The sequence below is a fragment of the Meiothermus sp. genome, from assembly GCF_037443965.1.
Lineage (GTDB): Bacteria > Deinococcota > Deinococci > Deinococcales > Thermaceae > Meiothermus.
In genome coordinates, this window is the sequence record NZ_JBBINI010000028.1 from 12635 (window position 1) to 32745 (window position 20111).

19 protein-coding genes are annotated in these 20111 nt (G+C 56.7%); 5 read left to right on the top strand and 14 right to left on the bottom strand.

Features of this window, described 5'->3' with window-relative positions; genetic code table 11:
- The first annotated feature begins 37 nt into the window (after positions 1-37).
- Positions 38-2065 (top strand): M3 family metallopeptidase, encoded by a 2028-nt coding sequence (locus WKI89_RS13690; RefSeq protein WP_337870528.1) that lies wholly within the window; start codon positions 38-40, stop codon positions 2063-2065.
- 401 nt (positions 2066-2466) lie between these two features.
- Here WKI89_RS13690 and WKI89_RS13695 read toward each other — a convergent pair whose 3' ends face one another.
- The 12 genes from WKI89_RS13695 to WKI89_RS13750 form a co-directional block, all read right to left on the bottom strand.
- On the bottom strand, positions 2467-4065 hold the full coding sequence (locus tag WKI89_RS13695) for an NAD(P)-dependent oxidoreductase (protein ID WP_337870530.1): 1599 nt from the start codon (positions 4063-4065) through the stop codon (positions 2467-2469).
- Between the two features lie 18 nt (positions 4066-4083).
- Positions 4084-5274 (bottom strand): DegT/DnrJ/EryC1/StrS aminotransferase family protein, encoded by a 1191-nt coding sequence (locus tag WKI89_RS13700; protein ID WP_337870532.1) that lies wholly within the window; start codon positions 5272-5274, stop codon positions 4084-4086.
- A 380-nt stretch (positions 5275-5654) separates the two neighbouring features.
- On the bottom strand, positions 5655-6605 hold the full coding sequence (locus WKI89_RS13705; RefSeq protein ID WP_337870534.1) for an MraY family glycosyltransferase: 951 nt from the start codon (positions 6603-6605) through the stop codon (positions 5655-5657).
- Positions 6606-6611: 6 nt separating this feature from the next.
- The gene (locus tag WKI89_RS13710; protein WP_337870536.1) at positions 6612-7766 is read right to left on the bottom strand and encodes a glycosyltransferase family 4 protein; all 1155 of its coding nucleotides are present in this window, start codon (positions 7764-7766) and stop codon (positions 6612-6614) included.
- A complete protein-coding gene (locus WKI89_RS13715; protein ID WP_337870538.1) occupies positions 7759-8913 on the bottom strand; it encodes a glycosyltransferase in 1155 nt (384 codons plus the stop codon). Before WKI89_RS13715 ends, WKI89_RS13710 begins: the two co-directional genes overlap by 8 nt.
- Before the next feature lie 3 nt (positions 8914-8916).
- On the bottom strand, positions 8917-10107 hold the full coding sequence (locus WKI89_RS13720; protein WP_337870540.1) for an O-antigen ligase family protein: 1191 nt from the start codon (positions 10105-10107) through the stop codon (positions 8917-8919).
- A 1-nt stretch (position 10108) separates the two neighbouring features.
- Complete coding sequence (locus WKI89_RS13725) at positions 10109-11206, bottom strand: glycosyltransferase (protein WP_337870541.1); 1098 nt, start codon at positions 11204-11206, stop codon at positions 10109-10111.
- An 18-nt stretch (positions 11207-11224) separates the two neighbouring features.
- Positions 11225-12397 (bottom strand): glycosyltransferase, encoded by a 1173-nt coding sequence (locus WKI89_RS13730; RefSeq protein ID WP_337870543.1) that lies wholly within the window; start codon positions 12395-12397, stop codon positions 11225-11227.
- Entirely contained in the window at positions 12394-13647 is a 1254-nt protein-coding gene (locus tag WKI89_RS13735) for a flippase (RefSeq protein WP_337870545.1), read from the bottom strand. Before WKI89_RS13735 ends, WKI89_RS13730 begins: the two co-directional genes overlap by 4 nt.
- 327 nt (positions 13648-13974) lie before the next feature.
- Complete coding sequence (locus WKI89_RS13740) at positions 13975-15081, bottom strand: type IV pilus twitching motility protein PilT (protein ID WP_337870547.1); 1107 nt, start codon at positions 15079-15081, stop codon at positions 13975-13977.
- 250 nt (positions 15082-15331) lie between these two features.
- Entirely contained in the window at positions 15332-15871 is a 540-nt protein-coding gene (locus WKI89_RS13745) for a hypothetical protein (RefSeq protein WP_337870549.1), read from the bottom strand.
- Between the two features lie 159 nt (positions 15872-16030).
- Positions 16031-16744, bottom strand: coding sequence for an NTP transferase domain-containing protein (locus WKI89_RS13750; protein WP_337870551.1), 714 nt, complete (start codon positions 16742-16744; stop codon positions 16031-16033).
- 62 nt (positions 16745-16806) lie between these two features.
- Here WKI89_RS13750 and WKI89_RS13755 point away from each other — a divergent pair, with 62 nt between their 5' ends.
- The 4 genes from WKI89_RS13755 to WKI89_RS13770 all read left to right on the top strand — a co-directional run bounded on the left by WKI89_RS13755 (position 16807) and on the right by WKI89_RS13770 (position 19295).
- Positions 16807-17010: a DUF3248 domain-containing protein gene (locus tag WKI89_RS13755; RefSeq protein WP_337870553.1), complete on the top strand. Its 204-nt coding sequence runs from the start codon at positions 16807-16809 to the stop codon at positions 17008-17010.
- A gap of 128 nt (positions 17011-17138) precedes the next feature.
- Positions 17139-17570: a DUF3809 family protein gene (locus tag WKI89_RS13760; protein WP_337870555.1), complete on the top strand. Its 432-nt coding sequence runs from the start codon at positions 17139-17141 to the stop codon at positions 17568-17570.
- A gap of 149 nt (positions 17571-17719) precedes the next feature.
- The gene (locus WKI89_RS13765) at positions 17720-18397 is read left to right on the top strand and encodes a metal-dependent hydrolase (RefSeq protein WP_337870556.1); all 678 of its coding nucleotides are present in this window, start codon (positions 17720-17722) and stop codon (positions 18395-18397) included.
- 40 nt (positions 18398-18437) lie between these two features.
- Positions 18438-19295 carry a serine/threonine-protein kinase gene (locus WKI89_RS13770; RefSeq protein ID WP_337870558.1) on the top strand — a complete coding sequence of 286 codons (858 nt, stop codon included), beginning with the start codon at positions 18438-18440 and terminating at the stop codon, positions 19293-19295.
- Positions 19296-19305: 10 nt separating this feature from the next.
- On the opposite strand, the gene WKI89_RS13775 is transcribed toward WKI89_RS13770, so the two are convergent.
- Positions 19306-19635 (bottom strand): hypothetical protein, encoded by a 330-nt coding sequence (locus WKI89_RS13775; RefSeq protein WP_337870560.1) that lies wholly within the window; start codon positions 19633-19635, stop codon positions 19306-19308.
- Between the two features lie 55 nt (positions 19636-19690).
- Complete coding sequence (locus tag WKI89_RS13780; protein WP_337870562.1) at positions 19691-20065, bottom strand: hypothetical protein; 375 nt, start codon at positions 20063-20065, stop codon at positions 19691-19693.
- Positions 20066-20111 lie beyond the last annotated feature (46 nt).

Consider the following 20111-nt stretch of genomic DNA (forward strand, 5'->3'; position numbering starts at 1 on the left):
CATTCTCCGGCTCTGGCCCCATTTATACTGGGGTGCTATGTCGGAGAACCCTTTGCTGGAAGTGCGTTACGATATTCCCTTTAGCCAGATCCGCCCCGAGCACATCGAGCCGGCCATCCAGACCCTCCTGGCCCAGGCCGAAGCCGAGCTAGAGGCCATCCTGCGGGTGGAAGGCCCCCGCACCTTTGAGAACACCCCGCTCCCCCTCGACCGGCTGGGCGAGGGGCTAAGCTACGCTTTTACCCTGGTGGCCCACCTCGAGAGCGTGGCTTCCACCCCCGAGCTACGCGCAGCCTACCGGGCCATCATCCCACCCATTACCGCCTTCAGCACCAAGGTGCAAATTTCCGCCGAGCTGTACCAGGCCCTCAAGGACTTTGCCGCCACTCCCGAAGCGAGCCAGCTCAGCCCCGACTGGGCCCGCTTCCTCAAGCTGCGCCTCGACGAGTTCCGCCGCCAGGGCGCCGACCTGCCCCCCGAAAAGAAAGCCCGCCTCGAGGCCCTCAACACCCGGCTCTCGGAGATCACCACCCAGTTCGAGCAGAACCTCACCGACTCCACCGCCGACTGGGAGCTGTACCTGGACGAAAGCCAGGTGGCGGGCCTGCCCCCAAGCGCCCTCGAGGCCGCCCGGCAAAGCGCCCGCGCCAAAGGCCGCGAGGGCTACCGCTTCACCCTGCAGCAGCCCAGCTATCTGGCCCTGCAAACCTACCTGGACGACGCCGAGATCCGCAAGCGGGTCTACCTGGCCTACCACCACCGGGCCACCAAGCCAGACCGCGACAACCGACCCTTAATTGATGAAATTCTGTCCCTGCGCCGCGAAAAAGCCGAGTTGCTGGGCTACGCCAACTTTGCCGACTACGTGCTGGAAAACCGCATGGCCGGCAAGGCCGAGGTCGCTCTGCGCTTCGAGCAAGACCTCAAGGCTGCCTACGAGCCCTACTTCAAAAAGGAGCTGGCCGCCCTCGAGGCCTTCCGCCTTGAACTAGAAAGCCCCCAGGCCCCCCCGCTGGAGCCCTGGGACATCGCCTACTACGCCGAGAAGCAGCGCAAAGCCCTCTACGACTTCGACGAAGAAGAGCTGCGGCCCTACTTTGCCCTGCCGCAGGTGCTCGAGGGGCTTTTCGAGATCGTGCGGCGGGTCTTCGGCCTCGAGGTGCGGGAAGTGGTGGGCGTGGAGACCTGGCACCCCGAGGTCAAGGCCTACGAAATCTACCGTGAAGGAAAGCGCATCTGCCGCTTCTTCACCGACTGGCACCCCCGCGAGAACAAGCGCGGCGGGGCCTGGATGAACTCGCTCATCCGCGGCGTGCGCAATGGAAGCACCACCGAACCCCACCTGGGCCTGATGTGCGGCAACCTCACCCCACCGGTAGGCGACCGGCCGGCCCTGCTCACCCACCGCGAGGTCGAGACCGTCTTTCACGAGTTTGGGCACCTGTTGCACCTGGCGCTCTCGAGCGTGGAAGCCCGCAGCCTGGTCGGCACCCAGGTAGCCCGCGACTTTGTCGAGCTGCCCAGCCAGATCATGGAAAACTGGTGCTGGGAACGCGAAGCCCTGGACTTGTTCGCACGCCACTATCAGACCGGCGAACCCATCCCCAACGAGCTTTTTGAGAAGATGCTGCAGGCTAAAAACTACTGGGCCGCCAACCAGGGCATGCGCCAACTGGCCTTCGGCACGGTGGATCTGGCCCTGCACGTTCACTACACCCCAACCGACAGCGATGTGACCGCGTACGCCCGGCAGGTCATGCAGCCCTTCATGCCGGCCCCGCTGCCCGAAAGCTATGCGTTTGTGGCCGGGTTTGCCCACCTGTTCGGGCACCCGGTGGGCTACGCCGCGGGTTATTACTCCTACAAATGGTCGGAGGTGCTCGATGCCGACGCCTTCTCGCGCTTCAAGGCCGAGGGCATCTTCAACCGCCAGACCGGCGAAGACTTCATCACCCACATCCTGAGCAAAGGTAACGCGGTTGACCCCGCCGAGCTATTCCGCCGCTTCCTGGGGCGCGACCCCGACCCCAAAGCCTTGCTAATCCGGTCTGGGCTGTTGGATTAAGGACTTGGTTTTTCCAGAACCAATTCACAACAATACCCAGTACAACAAAAGCGTTGTACTGGGTATATTACAGCACAAGGCGAGCGGCTAATTTTGGGAGCTGCAATTAAGTATTTCCATCTAGTAATACCGTTTCCGCTTGAATCCTTCACCTCTGACTCCGTCCAACGGTGAAGGATTCAAGCCGACCGAAGGGAGTAGAAAAGCCTTTCGGTAGTATCGTTTAGGCTTGCCGAAGTGAACGATACTGCCGAAATGCGTATAACGCGCAATCTCGACAGCTCGGAGTAGTTTTAGGGTAGAGATGGGTGCGTGGAGGAGTTACTATCGGTAGCCTTAACGGCGTCTGGGAAGAAGTAGTTGGCATCCCGCAATGCTTATATGGAAATACTTAGTACGATTCAGGCCCGGGGAGTGGTAAAGGGGGCTTTTTCCTCGGTGGTATTTTGCATGTGGGCCCGCTCGATCAGGTCTTTTTCCCAGCCCAGGTAGTACTGCTTGACCGTCTCGGAGGCGGTGTCCTCGGTAAGGTATTTGACGTTGGAGTACATGGAGGCACGGTAGTCACGCACCTTGCCACTGCGTAGGGCATCAATCACCTGCTGGATGCCTTTTTCTACCGTCCACTGTGGCACAAAGCCCAACATATTGCGAATCTTGGAGAAATCCACCCGGTAATTACGCCGGTCGCCATCGCGGCCCGAATCAATCAGCTCTGCATCGGGTACCAGTTTCTTGACCAGCTCACCCACCATGCCCAGGGTCATATTGCCGTCGTTACCCCCCACATTGAAGGTCTCGTTGTGAACACGCTCCTTGGGAGCCTCCACCGCCAGCATCACCGCCAGGGAGGCATCGTCTACGTGAACAAAGGGCCGCCACTGATCACCCCCAAACACGGTGATCTTCTTATCCACAATGGCCTTGGCGGTGAGCAGGTTGACCACCAGATCAAAACGGGTACGGCCCGAGAGGCCATAAATGGTACCAAAGCGCAGAATCACCACCGAGAAATCGTCGCTCTGGAGCTTATGCAGAACTTGTTCAGAAGCAATTTTGCTGCGGGCGTAGAGTGAAACCGGGTTGAGGCTGCTACGTTCGTTGAGCACCATGTCGCTGGCCCCATAGACCGAGCAGGTGCTCGCAAAAATAAAGCGCTTGACGTGCATGCCCTTGGCAATCTCGGCGATGGTGCGGGTGGCAACCAAGTTGATTTCGGTGGTGAGGTTTTCGTCTAGGGCACAGGCCGGATCCCCCACCAAGCCACCCAGGTGTACCACGGTGTCCACCCCCCGCATGGCCTCCACCACTTTGTCCACTTGGCGGAAATCGGCCTGGATGATCTCCAGGTTGGGATGATGCAGTACATGGGCGATGGGCTCCTTACCAAACATCAGCAGGTCGAGCAAACGAACCTTGTAGCCCCGCTCCAACAGCCGGGGGAGCAGGCCTGAGCCAATATAGCCCGCACCGCCAATCACCAAGATGGTGCGATCATTGCTGTGAAGGTTGGGGATAGGGCTGGTTTTGGCTTCGGCCTTCGCTTTGCGCTCGAGCTCAATTATCGACCAGTAATGTACCCAGGCTCTGGAGCCCAACGTGAGCGCCAACGTGAAAAGAAAGCCCAAAAATACCACCAGGCTGGGTGGATTGGTGACAGCCGGGATCATGAAGACGGTAAATCCGTACACCAGATAGGCCAAGGCGACCGCCTGGGTTACCACCAGCATCTTGTAGCGACCCCGGTAGGCTCGACCTCTGGTGTAGAAGCCGTTGGCCGCAAAAACAGCAAAACTGACCAGCATCAGAATCCAGATATTCTGGGCATAGATCTGTGCATACTGACCCAGCAGGCTGGGGTTGGCTCCTACACCGTTGTAGGCCAGAAGCAGGTGAACCACCATCGCTGCTGCGAAACTGCCCGCAACCATCAGTTGGTCGGCCAGAACCCGCAACACCACATCGGCACTAAAACGCAATTCCTTCAAATTCTGAATCATCCCCGCTCCTCTCGCATCCTAGCGCGAAGCCTCTTGCATTACCTGTTCGACCACATCGGCAGTGGCCTTGATGTGCTCCATGCTCAGGGTGGGATGTACCAGGAACATCAGCGAGGTCTCCCCCAGTTCCTGGGCTACCGGCAAGCGCTCGGTCGGCTGCCAGCCCCGGCGGGTAAAGGCTTTCTCCAAGTAAATCTCGCTACAACTCCCACTCATGCAGGGAATACCGATATCGCTCACCACTTGCATAATCCGATCCCGGCTCCAGCCCGGCTTGAGCATCTCGGGGCGTACATAGACGTAGTACTTGTAATAAGCGTGGTACAAATCGGCAGGCACTTCTGGTACGCGCAGGGCCGGTATTTGGCGGAACCGCTCGCTGAGGTAGTGGGCGTGCATCCGACGCTTTTCAATCCAGCCATCCAGCTTGCGCAAAATGACCCGGCCAATGGCCGACTGCACCTCGAGCATCCGCCAGTTGGTACCGAAATCCTCGTGCAGCCAGCGGAAGCCAGGCGGGTGCTGGCGGTTATAGACCGCATCGTAGCTCTTACCGTGATCCTTGAAGCTCCAGGCCTTGCTCCATAGCGCATCATCGTTCAGGGTGAGCATTCCGCCTTCCCCGCCAGTGGTCAGAATTTTGTCCTGGCAAAAAGACCAAGCCCCCGCGTGGCCAATCGAGCCCACGCTCTTGCCTTTGTATTTAGCACCATGCGCCTGGGCACAGTCTTCAATCACCCACAGGTTGTGCTTGTGGGCCAGTTCCATGATGGGGTCCATGTCGGCAGGCCAGCCTGCTAGGTGTACCACCACGATGGCCTTGGTACGGGGGGTGATGACCTTCTCAATGCTCTCAGCAGTAATCAGGCCGCTGTCCCGGTCTACATCCGCCATGATCGGCCTGGCTCCCCGCATTACAGCCGCACTTGCCGAGGCAATAAAGGTGCGGGGCGTGGTGATGACTTCGTCGCCTTCCCCCACCCCCATCGCATACAGCGCAAGTTCAATCGCCACCGTGCCATTGTGTAAGGCAATCGCATGCTTGGTTCCTACATATTCTGCAAACTCACGCTCGAAAATACGGCCTTCCTGGCCTGTCCAGTAATTTACCTTCCCCGACTGAAGTACCTTCACCGAGGCTTCAATCTCGTCGGGTTCAAAGTACGGCCAGGGAGCAAAAGGCGTTATGGCAACGGGGTTTTTCAGCATCAGCGCGCTCCTTCAAAAGTCGGAGATCTTCATCTCCAGAGGTATGCTAGAAAGGTTAGGGTAAGTGGCGTTATGGCTGCGTTATTCGCTAAAAAGTGCGATTCGTAGCTGCATTGTCGCTTCCGTTACGCTTGGTCGCAAGCCTTTTTCACGCTGCAACACAGCAGTAACGTACCTAATAACGAAGCCCCTGCTGGTCTCTTCTCCAACGACTGACCTCGAGAGCCTCCCAAAAACTCGTTCAGAAGGTTTTTATTACAAGGTCTGGAGCAATTCTGTTTTGGTTGATCCGTAACTTGGCGTTACAGATTAATGGGTCATTTACCCCTGGGTTGCAAGACCTCAGGCAAATTGGTATTTGTAGCGTTTTGGCATCAATGTTAAAGTGCGCCCAACCGATAGGCCGACCAAAATAAGAAAACCAATACCAGCAAAACCAGTGAAGCTCCTACCAATAAAACGGCATGGCTGATAACTAGCCCCACTTTTACCAGAACAGCGGTAATTATCCAGACCACCAGCACGGTTTTGGTAGGGTTGCGTACATATAGCTGATCCAGCCGATCGTAGGTGTGGTCACGGTCGCCGTCGAAAATGGGCTTGCCACGTCGCCAGCGCCGGATAATGCCTGCGGCCATGTCGTAGAGTGGGAAGCCAACCATAACGCCTGCTGCCAGGAAGGTAATCCAGCCATGCGTTGCCGCCAGCATCAACAACATGGCAAGCATGTACCCTACAGAAAGACTGCCACTATCACCCATGAAGGTTTTGGCTTTGGGGTAATTCCATACCAGGAAGCCCACTAGGCTACCCACCACGATGATGGCCAACAATGCTTCAAGTTGCATGGTCCATAGCATTAATGCCAAGCCCGCCGCCGAAATCATGGCGTTGCCAGAGGCCAGCCCATTCATGCCATCAATCAGGTTGACGGCGTTGGCCATCACTGGAACCAACACAATACCCATGACCAAGCCCAACCACCCCAACCCGCTCCAAAAATGCAGACCCAGCGCCAGCCCTGCTATCAGCTCGGCTACTAAGCGCATCTTGGGTGAGAGGTTGTAGCGGTCATCGAGAGCACCGGTTGCGGCGATAATTAGCAAACCCAGCAAAGCCCATCCAGATAAGGTGCCGGTGTACAAGCCCCAAATGGTAACAGTGGCCACAATACCGATGCCACCAAAGCGTGGGGTTGGCAAGGAATGAATCTTGATATCCCCGGGCTTGTCCACGATACCCAGTACTCGAGCCAAGGGGATGGATAGTCCAACCAAAGCCACTGCTGTTATGGCGGTGAGCAAGAGCAACAACCATTCCAAGACAAACATCCTCTCTTAGACAGGGTTCGGCGCCGGCTTACCACCAAGTGCTTCTGCATAAAGCTCTTCGTGCAAGCGGATTATGTTTGTCAGGTCATAGGCTTTCATGCGTTCGCGACCCCTACGGCCCATTTCCCGGCTTTCCTCTGGGTTTTCGATAATCCTCTGCATGGCTTTTGCGATAGCTGGCACATCTCCAACCTCGGTCAGGAATCCACAACCATCTACCAACAACTCCCGCACGCCCCGGATATCCGCCCCGATTACCGGAACGCCCAGCGCCAGCGACTCCAGAACTGCCCTGGGCAGACCCTCGCGCTCGGAAGGCAGAATCGTCGCGTTGGAAGCGCAGATGAGGGTGGGAATATCCCGCCTCCATCCCAGGATACGAACTTGATGCTCCAAACCCAGGTTTTTTGACATAACCCGGATGTCCTCCATCAGTGGGCCGATGCCCGCCAGGGCCAGCACTACGTCTTTTCGATTCAACTGAGCCAAGGCGTTTATAGCGTCCCGGTGGCGCTTCTCCGGGGCGTATTCGGCAATCATAAGGAACAAAGGCTGGCCCTTCGGCAATCCCAGCTCATCCCGCACTTTGGCAATCGCCTCCTCACTTACCACATCTGCTGAGTAGTAGTTCAGATCTACTCCAATGCCGGGCATGTAGCGCAAGCGGCCCTCGGGCACGATCCGGTAATGGCGACTGGCTTCTTCGTCCTCACGGTTGATGACCACCAAATAATCTGTCCAGGGGGAGGCAATTTTTTCTATGCCGAGAAAAATCAAGTTCTTCAGTGGATGGCCACGCTTGTGAAAGTGGAAGCCGTGTACGGTATAGATCACTTTAGGACGGTGCGGCACAGCTCGTAGGGCCAGACGGACGATGAACGCCGAAATGGGCGTATGCACATGCACGATATCGTAGCTACCGCGCTTGACCAGATCGCGCACCTGCTGTAGCCCCTGCAAAAAGTTCCTTGTATCGAGGGGATTGCGCGTCCACTGCAAATTGAAGACTTGGTCGAAGTGCTCTACACAACGCCTGCAATCGGGCATTTCCGATGCGGCAGCGTCTACTTGCCAACCCTGAGCGCGAAAATGGTCTGCGAAAGGCAGCAAAAAATCGGTGAAAAAGCGGGCGATGTTGGCGAGAAACAGGACTTTAGGCATCTTTCACCTCCGTCGCAAGGCCCTTGCGGCGAAGCTGCTCGGCGTAGATGGTTTCCCACTGGGTCAAGACGGACTCGAGGCTGTAGCGTTGCTCTACAAATGCCTGTGCAGCCTCCCCCATGCGTTGTCTTTGCATCTCCGGCAAGGTCATAAGGCGGATCATCGCAGCACTCAAGGATTCGGGGTTACCAGGAGGCACCAAATAGCCGGTCTGACCTTCTTGCACCACTTCGCGGTTGCCGCCTACATCGGTTACCACCATAGGCAGCCCGGTGGAGGCGGCTTCCAGCAGAACCATCGGCAACCCCTCCCAAGCCGATGACATCACGTAGCCATCAGCAGCATTCATCAGGGCCGCCACATCTTTGCGCAGACCCAGAAAGCGAACTGCTTGGTCTAGGCCCAGGGTCTGGGCCAACTGCTGGATGGCCTTCATTTGCTCCCCCAGACCTGCAATCATCAGCCGTGCTTCAGGTCGTAGCGCATGTACCCTAGCAAAAGCCTGCATCATATTGGGATAGTCTTTGGCCTCCGCAAACCGACCCACTGCCAGCCAAATAAACTGCTCTTCCCACCCCAGTTCCCCTCGTAGCCGGGCCCGGAGTTGGGGGTTAGGGCTAAACTCGAGGCTATTAATACCGTTGGGTACGAAGCGAATTTTATCCTTGGGAACAGCCCCAACATCCACGTAGCGCTCCAGACCGGCCTGGCTCACCTGGGTGGTCAGGTCACACAGAGGGTCGGTCAGGCGGTAGGCAATCTCGCGCCAACGCGAGCCTTCGTTGACGTTGTGGGCAGTAGAAATCAAAACCGGCACCGGGACCAAGAGCCGCGCGACGCGCCCAAGCAAATTGGCATGCACCATGTGGGTATGAACAATTTGCGGCTTCTGTTCGCGTAGGTAACGGGCCAGGACCAGCACGGCTCTGGGGTCGGGGCTACCGGGCTTCATACTCAGCGAGATAGCAGGGATTTGGGCCTGCTCCAGGTTCTTGGCGATGTACTCCATAGGGATTAGCGAGACCACCGAAACCTGCCAGCCGCGCCCTTTGAGACCCGTAGCCAAGCGTACCAACTGGGTCTCGGCTCCCCCCATACCCAGGGTGGTGATCACAAAAACTATGCGTTTCGGGACAATTGCAGTCATGGCTTATCTTTTTTCTGCTTGTAACACCAGCAGCGGCTGCTTTACGGGCATCCAGGCAGGATAGAGGATCTTCCAGTGGGTGATAATCATTCCCAGCACAAACCAGGTCTGTTTGCGCCACTCCCAGTTCTGGGCCATGAAAGCCAGGAACAAAATAGCCAGCACCGTAAGCCACAAGCCCCGCTCGAGCGCCGGCATCTGCCAAAGCACCGCCACCACACTTACCAGCATCAACACAAATAGCCCTAAACCCAGCAGACCCATCTCGGTAGCGATGGAGACAAAAAGGTTGTGCGGAGCCACCCAGTCACGAAACAACTCGTGGTCACGCAGGGAGGCGCCAAAGGCTCCGGCTCCCACCCCCAGGATGGGGTTATCTGAGAAGTTCTGCCAGCCGGCCAGCCAGATATTGGTGCGGTCGTTGAGGCTGCCCTGGGTCAGCTCTTCGCTGAGGGTGGCCAGGCGCGAAAAACTATCGGCGGGAACCAGTACCGGGATTATCCATAAAGCAACAAGCCCCAGTACTGTAGCCAGGGCCTTAACCCGCCAGGAAGCTCGAGGCAGGGTGAAAAAAACAAACAACAGCCCTACCGCTACTCCCAACAAACCCGCCCTGGCTGCAGTTAGCAAGATGACCATAACGGCTACAAGTGGATACAGTCGGTAGAGCCAAACCATTCGGGAGTTTTCCTTGAACGCCAGATACCAGGCCATCGGGATGCCCAGAGCAAGCACGAAAGAAAGGTCGCCCGGGTCGAAACCATCGGCTGCAAAGCGCTGGTAGTAGGCCTCGGAACCACTCAAGAAGTTGGAGATGGTGTCAGAACCCGCCACATAGCAGCCCAGCACATACGCCACTAGAATCCCGCGCAGTTGCTCGGGGTGGTCTATCACCGAGAACAAGACCCAGAAAAACGCGAACAACAGTCCATACTGAAAAACCCGGTTGAGGGTGTCGGCTGTCTCGATGCTCCAGAAATAGCTCAGTGCAGCCAGCAGCACAAATAGCACACCCCATATGTGGGCTCGGTGGAACCGGAGCGAACCGGACAATAGCACGTAGAGCAAACCAATGCCTACTGCACCTATACCCACAAAGCGGCTCAGGGTGCCCAAACCCGGAATGGTGATGATATTTTCCCAGGGAACGGTGAAAACATACAGCCACAAAGCTAGATAGGCCAGTCGGTTCACGTCAATTACCCCTTAGCAACCGCAGGTATTGATCCACCACTACCGGCTGGGTATAGCCTCTATAGGCTTCTTCCGATACGGGCTTGGGGGGTTCGGAAAGGGTGGCCACGATGGCCTGAGCCAAGGCAGAAGCATTTTTCATAGGCACCAGGCGACCCAATTTTCCTCCTTGCAAAATTTCCATCGGCCCGCTGGGGCAGTCGGTCGCCACCACTGGAGTTCCCAGCGCCAAGGCTTCAATCAGCACCGTTGGCAGTCCCTCCCAGTCGGAAGATAAAACAAACATAGCTGCTCTATTCATATAGGCGTAGGGATTTTGCACAAATCCAGGTAAGCTCACCTCGGCTTCAAGGCCCAGTTCGCGAATCAGGGCCTCGAGCGCCGGGCGGTCTTCCCCCTCACCCAAAATCATCAGTCGGCAACGGTGCTGCTCACGCACCTCGGCAAAGGCACGGATCAGATTGGGAAAGTTCTTCTGGGCAGTCAGCCGACCCACCCCCAACAAAACCGCGGGCTCACCGGGTTGAAACCAGGGATGCTCCACAGGTTCTTCGGCCCGCTTGAACAGATTGGGGGTAATGACCGGGTTGTGAATGACCCTTACCTTTTGGCGAATCCCCGTCATCTTAACAAAGTCGTCCACCACACCCTGCGAAACACCCACGATGCCGGTGGCCCAAGGGTAGAAGAAGCGCATCGCCATCGGCGTCAAACGACCCAAGACAGAGGTGGCATGAGTGGCATCCTGGGTAGGGGTGTTTTGCATACAAACCGCTATCCGGCTTTGTCCACCCGCCAGCCGCCAGGCCCAAAGAGCCACCACATTGGCGTGATCGAGGGCTGAAACCACACCCACCGGCTTTTCTTCCCGAAGGTAGCGAACCAGCGCAGGCAAACTGGACAAAACCCGCCCCGCTTTCAGGTCCACCAGCCGAACCTCGGGAGGCACCATCTTCAGGTAAGGCCCAGTGGCAGCGGCCAGCACCAAGTCTACATCTACATTTTGCTGCGCCATCCCAATGGCCAGGTTGAGCATCGAGCGCTCTGCACCGCCCCCCAGCAAAGCCGGCAGATAGACCGCGAATCGTTCCCTAGACACCTTTTGCCTCCCTGAGCCTCATACAGTTTCGACCCCCGCTGGGGTAGGCTGACCCAGCACTTTCTCGAATAGGTTCGCATAGTTGGCGACCGCCTGCTCTACCGAGAAACGCTCCTTAACCTTGGTTCTGGCTCTTGCACCGAACTCCGATTGCATTTGCGGGTCTTGCAACACCCGCACCAGCCCATCGGCCAGAGCCTGGGGGTTGCCGATGTCTACCAGTAGTCCATCCCTTCCTGATTCCACGAACTCTGGGGCGGTAGCAAAGCGTGTCAACACCACTGGCCTGCTCAGGTACATGGCCTCCGAAAGCACCAGGGGCGAGGCCTCGCCAAAAGCTGAGGACATGGTGAATACTGTGGCCCTGGCCATGTACTTGTACGGGTTAGGCTCGAAACCAGGCATCCAGACCTGTTCACCAATCTCCAGTTCGGAAACCAAAGACTCCAACTGAGGGCGCAGCTCACCTTCGCCCAGGATCGCCAGCCGGGCCTGGGGAATGCGCTCCAACACCAGTCTGAAGGCACGCAGCAAGGTGGGAAAATCCTTCATCGTATCCATCCGCCCGACCGAGAGAACTATGGGGTTACGACCTTTAAACCAGTCGTGTTCTACCGATTCCTGGGCTTTGCTTTCGAGGTCGGGGGCAATGACCGGGTTGTAGATAACCCGAAAGTTGGAACCAGGATATACTGCCCCCGAAAGGCGGGCTACCTTCTCTGAGACCGCCACATAGGCGTCGGCATTGCGAACCAACAGACGTATTAGGGCCATTTTGAAGTTGCTCCGTAAACCCAACCCCAAGTAACCTTGAATCTCGTTGTGTTCGGTGAGGACCCATTTGGGTCGTCGCGACTTTGGCAGCAACCCCAGGGCAATTGCCACCGTGAGGTGAACCCTAGGCCAGGCCGAGAGCAGCAAATCGGGCTGGTATTCTGCCAGAATAGACAGCAAACGCCCCACCTGCCGGGGAATAGCCCGGTGTTTCATGGCCGAGCGCGCAGTGGGCGCAGGCAAAATAGTCACATTGGCCGGCAGCCTAGACTGGGAGAGCAGATCGCCGGGTTCGGAACCCTGAGCCGCGATCAGGATGTCATAGTGAGACGATAGACCGCTCGACAGATGCTGCACCACCCGCTCTACTCCACCGTAACCTAGAACTGGAAGGTAAAAAAGGACTCGAGGCTTCATAAGATCTTCCGCAGCTTGAGCACTACAAAACGAAACCCGGCAGCCCAAGCCTCTGCCGAGACCACCGCAATGGCCATCCCCAAAGCCCCCATACGCGGGGCCAGAATCAGGGCCAGCACAAGGTTAAGCACACTGGCACTGAATACCGAATACATTACCTCTCGGTCCATCTGCCGAGGAAACATGTACTGCATGGAAAGCGAATACCCAAAGCCCACAATAGGCAGCAGCAGGGCCATCACTTGCAGCACCGGAATTGAGGCTTTGTACTGCTCACCAAACAGCAACATAACCAGGATAGGAGCCAAAGCCGCCAACAGCACCCCTCCTATCAACCCGATCCCCACCGTGGCCCACAAAGCAAGCCGGCTCAGGCGCATGGCTGCATCGGCATCGCGCTTGATGAGGTGGTTGATACGGGGATAGATAGCCTGGGCCAACGGCCACAAAATCGAAAGGCCTGGACGCACCAGCCGATTGCCGTTTTCAAAAAAGCCCACTTGGATCGGCGAAGTTAGAAGTCCCAGAATAACCCCGTTGGCTGAGGTATAGAAACTATCCGAAGCGCGGGCTAGAAACAGGCTCCAACTCACACGCAGGGCCACCCAGCTCATGCTCAGATTGGGTACCTTGAAGGGGATTTCACGGTACATCAGCCATAGTTCGATGGCCGTAGCCAGGCTGTAGGCCATGGCTTGTACCGCCAGGGCTATCCAGGTGTCTTCGGGGCTGCGTACAAAGATAAAAATTCCGATCAGGTGGCCCAGGCGAATAAAGCCCTCCAAAATTGCCACCACCCAGGTGCGCTCGATGGCCTGGAAATACCACAGGGGACTAAGGGCCGCAGCAACAGCAATCATCAAGGCCCAAAAGGCCAGGGCCGCCTGGTTGCGAAAACTCTCGATGGTCAACCAGGCTAGGAAAGTGATCAGGATCATGCCCACTACCAACAATAACTTGGCCCCCATGATGGACATCACGATGCCAGCCACTGCTTCTTTTCGGTCTCGCAGGCGAGCGATGGATCGGGTTGCTGAGTAGTTGAAGCCGTATTCACCCAACACGGCCAGCCAGTTGGCAAAACTCTGGGCAAAAGCCACCAGACCAAAGTTGTGAGGCTCGAGTACCCGCGCCAGGTAGGGCAGCGAAATTAGTGGAAGGATATAGGACAAAACTTGCACCGCATACAAAGCCGCCGCATTCTGTGCGATGCGGCTGCTAAACATCCGGTGAATCCTCGATAAAGCCATGCACCCAGCTCCCTGCAAACTGTTAATTCTTTGATGGTCCAATCATACAACCTCAAGACTACGCGCTAGTGCACACCTGAGAAACCAATTATTCACACCTTAACGCCTGGAACGCACAGATTACGGCCAAAGTATCGAGTGCCACTCGTACCGAGTTTGGGTGGACAGTCTCCATTTAGGAGACTGTCCACCCCGACTGAAGGGAGAACACTAGGCTTCACAAAGATGTTTCCCTATAGGAGTTTGAAGAGTCTCTTTGTCAAGCCAGTATCGGCCCTGAAGTAGAGGTAAATGGCACCCATACAGCAATACTGCCAATATAGAAGTTTACGGGCGGCGCATTCCAGCAGTCTGGGGAGACGGGCCGCCTGCACCCGCTAGGCGAGCAAACTCCTTGGGGTCTACGGAGCGCGATTGACCCATTTCGTAGGTAATGAGCTTGCGCTTGAAGAGGTCGGCTAGATAGGAATCCATGGTAATCATGCCATGCTGTCCGCCGGTCTGAATTACGCTAACTAGTTGGTGGCTCTTGCCTTCACGAATGAGCGCCCGCACAGCGGGTGTAGCAATCATGAGCTCATAAGCCAGAACACGCCCCCCACCAAAAGCTTTGGGTAGAAGCTGCTGGGTCAAGACCGCAACCAGGTTATTGGAAAGCTGTACCCGCACCTGTTCTTGCTGGGCCTGAGGGAAAACGTCAATGATACGGTCAATGGTCTCGGGCGCACTGTTGGTGTGCAAGGTGCCACAAACCAGGTGGCCGGTTTCTGCGGCGGTAATGGCGGCTGCGATGGTCTCGTAGTCGCGCATCTCGCCCACCAGAATTACATCGGGGGCCTGGCGCAACACCGAACGTAGGGCCTTGTCGAAGCCATGGGTGTCGGAGCCAATTTCCCGTTGATTGATGATCGAGGACTTATGGCGATGGAAGAACTCGATGGGATCTTCGATGGTGACAATATGGCAGCGTTTGCGCTCGTTGATGTAGTCAATCATCGAGGCCAGGGTGGTGGACTTGCCCGAGCCGGTGGGGCCGGTTACCAACACCAAGCCACGGGGGTTCATGGCGATGTCGGCCACGTTTTTGGGCAGGCCCAATTCCTCAAAGCTCTTGACATTGGAGGGCACCACCCGCAGCACACCTCCCACACTGCCCCGTTGCAAGAAGATGTTGACCCGGAAACGACCCTTACCGGGCAGGCTGAAGGAGAAGTCGAGCTCCTTTTCTTCTTCGAAAACCCGTTGCTGCTTTTCGTCCATCAACGCATAGGTCAGACGACGGGTTTCCTGAGGGGTGAGGGGCTCGTATTCCGTAGGGTGGAACTCCCCATCAATTTTGATCATGGGAGGCAGACCGACGGTGATGACCAGGTCGCTCGAGCTGCGATCTACGGCCAGATTGAGCAAATCTACGATATCGGGTGCTTTGGTCATGTGCATCTCCAGTTCTTTATCTAGGATAAGTTATGTCAAAGACAAAGTCGGTTTATCTGACCTTAGGAGTACGAACCCACCCTGCGGTGCTGCGCTAGCTCATGAGGGGTCCAGATCCCCGCCCCCCAACTTGGGGTTTTATACGCATTCCGGCAGTATCGTTCACTTTTGAAAGTCTAAACGACACTGCCGGAATGCACGTCTACTCCCTTCGGTCGGCTTGAGGTGAAGGGTTCAAGCGGAACCGGTATTATTTGGCGCCCAGATACTTGAAGTAACGTTCACGGGTAATCATTCCATGGATGGTGTCTCCGTCGGCCACAAACACAATCTGGTGTTGGCGGAACAAAGAACCCAGTTCACTGGCAGCCGTATCGCCCGGAACCACCGGGGCCTCGTCCCAGGGCACCAGGGAATCGGCAATTCCGATAACGCCCACCGGTTGCCCGGCTTCGAGCAGTACCGCAATGTTACCTTCGAAGGATTGCAGAGCATTGATGACCGGCACCGGTCGGGCCAGCTTGCGGGCCGAAGTGGGGGCAAAAATCCCGGCGGAGAGCAGGGTGGTGGTGGTCACCTTGACTGCTCGCTTGGCGATCCACAGCGATAGGGTAAAAACCAGCAAAAAGAAAACACCCTCGAGGATGCCGAAAAAATTAAACCCCTCCCAGCCGAACACACCCCGCTGTCCAAACACCAGGTGTACGATTCCAGAGACGATGAGCCCGGCAATGAGGGCCGCAAGATAGGCAATCAGGCCAGCAAGACGTAGGTCACGAACCGTTCGCATTCGGTATTCAGTTTACAGCAGGGGAAGCGGGGGGAGCCAAACCAACCACAGCGGCCATTTGAAAAATGCAGTCAGGCAGCCCCCTGGCTTGGAACCCAGCAAGTCCGCAGGGATCACCTTCTCGGTAGGCAGGATCATCGGCAGGGGTCAGGCTTTGGCTCAACTGAGCCACTGCAAATCTTCTTCCTTGTCTACATCCACCCCCACCTCAGCGTAGGGGGTAATGAGGGCTCTGGCCGGAACCCCAATAATCTGCGAGACCTTAGCTTCCAAACCGGCTATATCGGCCCAACCCAGCAGAACCTGCAGCAGGGTTCCGAAGCCGATCATCCGGGCCAGGGCCAGGGAGTTTTTACGCAGCTCCAGGGCTCGCTTGAGCAAGGGCAGGGCTGTGAAAAAGAGTTTTTTGTCAATAAGGACGATGTTGCCGCCGGTAAAAGAACCCTCCCGTATACGGGCATAGGTGCGGCGCATCTTTGGAAAGCGCTCTTCGATGGTTTTTTTGGCGATAATCGAGTAAACAAAACCTGCCTCGGGCGCGTTCTGCAATACCCAGCGCACTGCTTCCACGCTTAGAAAAGGCATATCGCCGGTAGCGACCAGGACTTTCTCGCCTCGAGCCGCGTTGATACCGGCCTCGAGGTTGGCAATTAAGCTGCCACGGTCGGGCAAGGATATCTTGGGAGGAGGGTTCAAGGCGGTTTGTGGGCCCACAAAAATAATATCCAGACCCGCCTGGGCCAGGGCCTCCAGGGTGTACTCCACCAGGGGACGCCCCCGGTGCGGCACTAAGGTCTTGCTGGCTACCCCAAACTTCTGTGCCAGGGGATCATCGGCTCTGCCTCCGGCCAACACAATAGCTTCCACGGACATAGTCTACCCTTGGTTGCTTGGCTCTCTTTACCAGGCCCCCACCAACCTATACCCTGTTACTTATGAACGATCTGCTCGAGCGGCTTGGCAATCACTTGGTCTGGCGCATTGGCAAGGCCGAAGGCGAGGAGGTGCTGGTGGTGCGGGTTGGGCTGGCAACTGCAGCCCCCGAATTTGGCCATCTTTCGCGGCTGCGCAACGTAACCGACGAGGAAATTGAGCAACTGTCACAGGCAGGACAGGTACGGGTGGAGTGGGTCAACTAAGCACCCACGGGAAGCCCCGCCCCCTTGGCCTGTCGTCGCAAATGTTGTTTTCCTGTTCGCAAACCCATTTGCGCTTCCCACAAAAGCCGCAGGATAATGGAAAGTCAGTGCTAGGGCACTCAAAACCTATGGTGTTAGAAAAGTCTTTTAATCTACGGCTTGCCGAACCCCCCGAACACCTGCTAAAGCCCGAACAGGTTTTTGCCGGCAAGCCTCCCTTTGGTGAACTTACCCGTCAGGACACCACCCTCGAGGGCTACCTGGTGGCCGAGGCGCCGCTGTTTGGGGAGATCCATTTCCCCTTCCGCAGCCGCATTCATCCTCAGGGCAATATAGCCCGCCTGGAGGCCTTGCCACTCGAAGAGCCCCCTGCTTTCTGGGCCGAGCTCGAGGGCCGTGGGGAAGTTGTGGAGGGAGGGATTGACTACCAGCTTACCCTCCGCATCCATGCCACTTTGCCCCAGGGGGAGAAGTGGGGCGGACGGGCCTTGGGGCGGCTGGCCGAAGCGGCCTTCGAGCGCAACGTGGAGCGGGTACTCAAGCGGCTGGCCAAATCTTGAACCAACTCCAACCAATTTCCACCCCCTTCGGCATTTTCTCCAGATCAATAGTTCAATTCCTATAGCCGTTGCAAAAAGCCCAAGGTAACACGAGCGGTAAACCCCAAAGCAGATGCAGGCATATACTAGAAGTGAATGGAGGTAGAACCGTGGTCGAAGTACGCTTTTTGGGACATTCGGCGCTTTTGATCAGCGATGGCACCACCCGGATCGTGGTAGACCCCTTCCTGACCGGCAACCCCAAAGCCGCCCTCCCCGCCGATCAAGTCCAGGCCGATCTGATCGTACTGACCCATGCCCACGGCGACCACTATGGCGATAGCGTGGCGTTGTCCAGGCGTACGGGAGCACCCATCGTATCCAACTACGAGATTGTCAGCTACGCCGAGAAGCAGGGGGGACAAGGCGTGGGGATGAACCTGGGGGGCACCTACAGGTTCAAAGGGGGTTGGCTCAAGTGGCTTCCAGCCCTGCACTCCTCGTCCTTCCCGGATGGAACCTACGGCGGGCTGGCCCAGGGCTTCGTACTGGAACTGGGCGGTAAGCGCATCTACAACGCAGGCGATACCGCCCTCTTTAGCGATATGGCCATGGTGGCCTCGTATAATGTAGACCTCGCCGTCCTGCCCATCGGTGACCACTTCACCATGGGGCCAGATGACGCACTCCAGGCCCTCGAGCTCACCAAGGCCAAACAGGTCCTACCCGTGCACTACAACACCTTCCCCCCCATTACCCAGGATGGCGCCGCCTTCATCCGCCGGGCAGGTCTTTTGGGCGTGGGGGGACAGGCCCTGCAACCAGGGGAAAATTTAACTCTTTCGTAACGCAGCTTGTGCTGGAATAGTTGGAAGTTTTGAGAACCCCATGGATTATCGCCGACTGACCCGCCAAAACTACAGGCTCGAGATGCTCTTGGGCCTGGGACGGTCGTCGCAGGTATATCTAGCCCACGCGCCCGACGGCACCAAAGTGGCGCTCAAGGTGCCACGCCGGGAAGTGCGCAACGACCGGGCCCTTACCGAGCGCTTTGCCCAGGAAGTAGCCCTTTCCCTTACGCTCAATCACGCCAATCTGGTACGGGGTCTTTCGGGACGCCCCGAAGGGGAAGGGGCTTTTTTAGCCCTGGAATATTTCGAGGAGGGAACCCTCGAGGACAGCCTCAAAAAAGGCCTCCTTAGCCGCGAAGTGGCCCTCGAATGCTTGGCTCAGATTGCCCAGGCCCTCATCTACCTCCACGACCGGGGCATCATCCACCAGGACGTCAAGCCTTCCAACATCTTTATTGATGGGCTGTTGTTCAAGCTGGGCGATTTTGGGGTGGCCAAGACCCGCGAAAACCCCAAGCCCCTCGAGCGGGCCGGAAGCCCCTTTTATATGGCTCCCGAGCTATTTATGGGCGAGCCAGCCACCCCAGCTTCGGATGCCTATTCGTTTGGGGTGATGGCCTTTGAGTTGCTGGTGGGCAAGCGGCCTTTTGTCGGCGAAACACTGGAGGAAATCACCTACGCCCACCTGCACAAAATGCCCCCTCCCACCAACCTCCCACCCCATCTAGATCGGATCGTGCGCAACCTCCTGACCAAAGACCCGGCCATCCGCGCGACCCCCCAGGCTTTTCTGCGAATAGCGCGTAACCTACCCGAGCCCGAACCCAACAAAACCACTGGGGAAGACAAGCCCACCAAGGGTAAAGGGCTGTTTGGCCTGTTTCGCAAGCGTTAGATTCGCCGCTCTAAAACAAGCACTTATAAAAAATCATACCGGTTTGCTTGATCGCGATCGAGGCTTCATAGGCTTCGATTCCACTTGGCTGATAGTCCTCGAGAGTAGGTACATAACAAAAAGGCTGGTTCCTAATCTGCCGACAATGCGTCATTTGGTGGGCTAGATGCGCGTCAAAAAGCACCATCCCTGCTCCTTCACCAAACCTTTCCCGATAAACAGCCTGTACTACTTCCATGTTCGTTTCGTTCGGGAGTCCTCCCCGGTTGACCAACAACACACGATTACCTTTCTGGTCATAACCCCAGACCGTGGCATAGGCATGGGTTTCCATCATCACCAGGACATGGGTATCGGCAAACCCATACTTCGCCGCAAAAAGTTTGTTGCCCCCCCTATGTCACGGCCAAAATCAAACTTATCAACACCCCAAGATCAAATATTCGAATGGCCAGATTCTCCACCCCTCTGGCATAGCTTAGCCAGTCCAAATTTTCTTCTTTTGCAAAACGCAACACCTCTGCTTGCTTGTACGCATGTAGAACCATCTGCTCTTGCTCGGTGGCTTCGATCAGCACTTTGCAGGTGTCGCCACTCTCCCAGGCTAGGCTTTGCAGCAAAAACTGCCAACTGTACAGCTTGGTTGAAATGATGTCGGGATCAGCGTACCCAGACTCTTGCCCCTGATCGGTAACATCTGTGCCATCTACATGAAATCGTATTGGAACCTGCCTCCATGCCCAAAACGCCAACAGCAAAACACCGGTCATAAACCCTACTCAATACCAACGTAGTGGCAGTTTCACACAAACCACC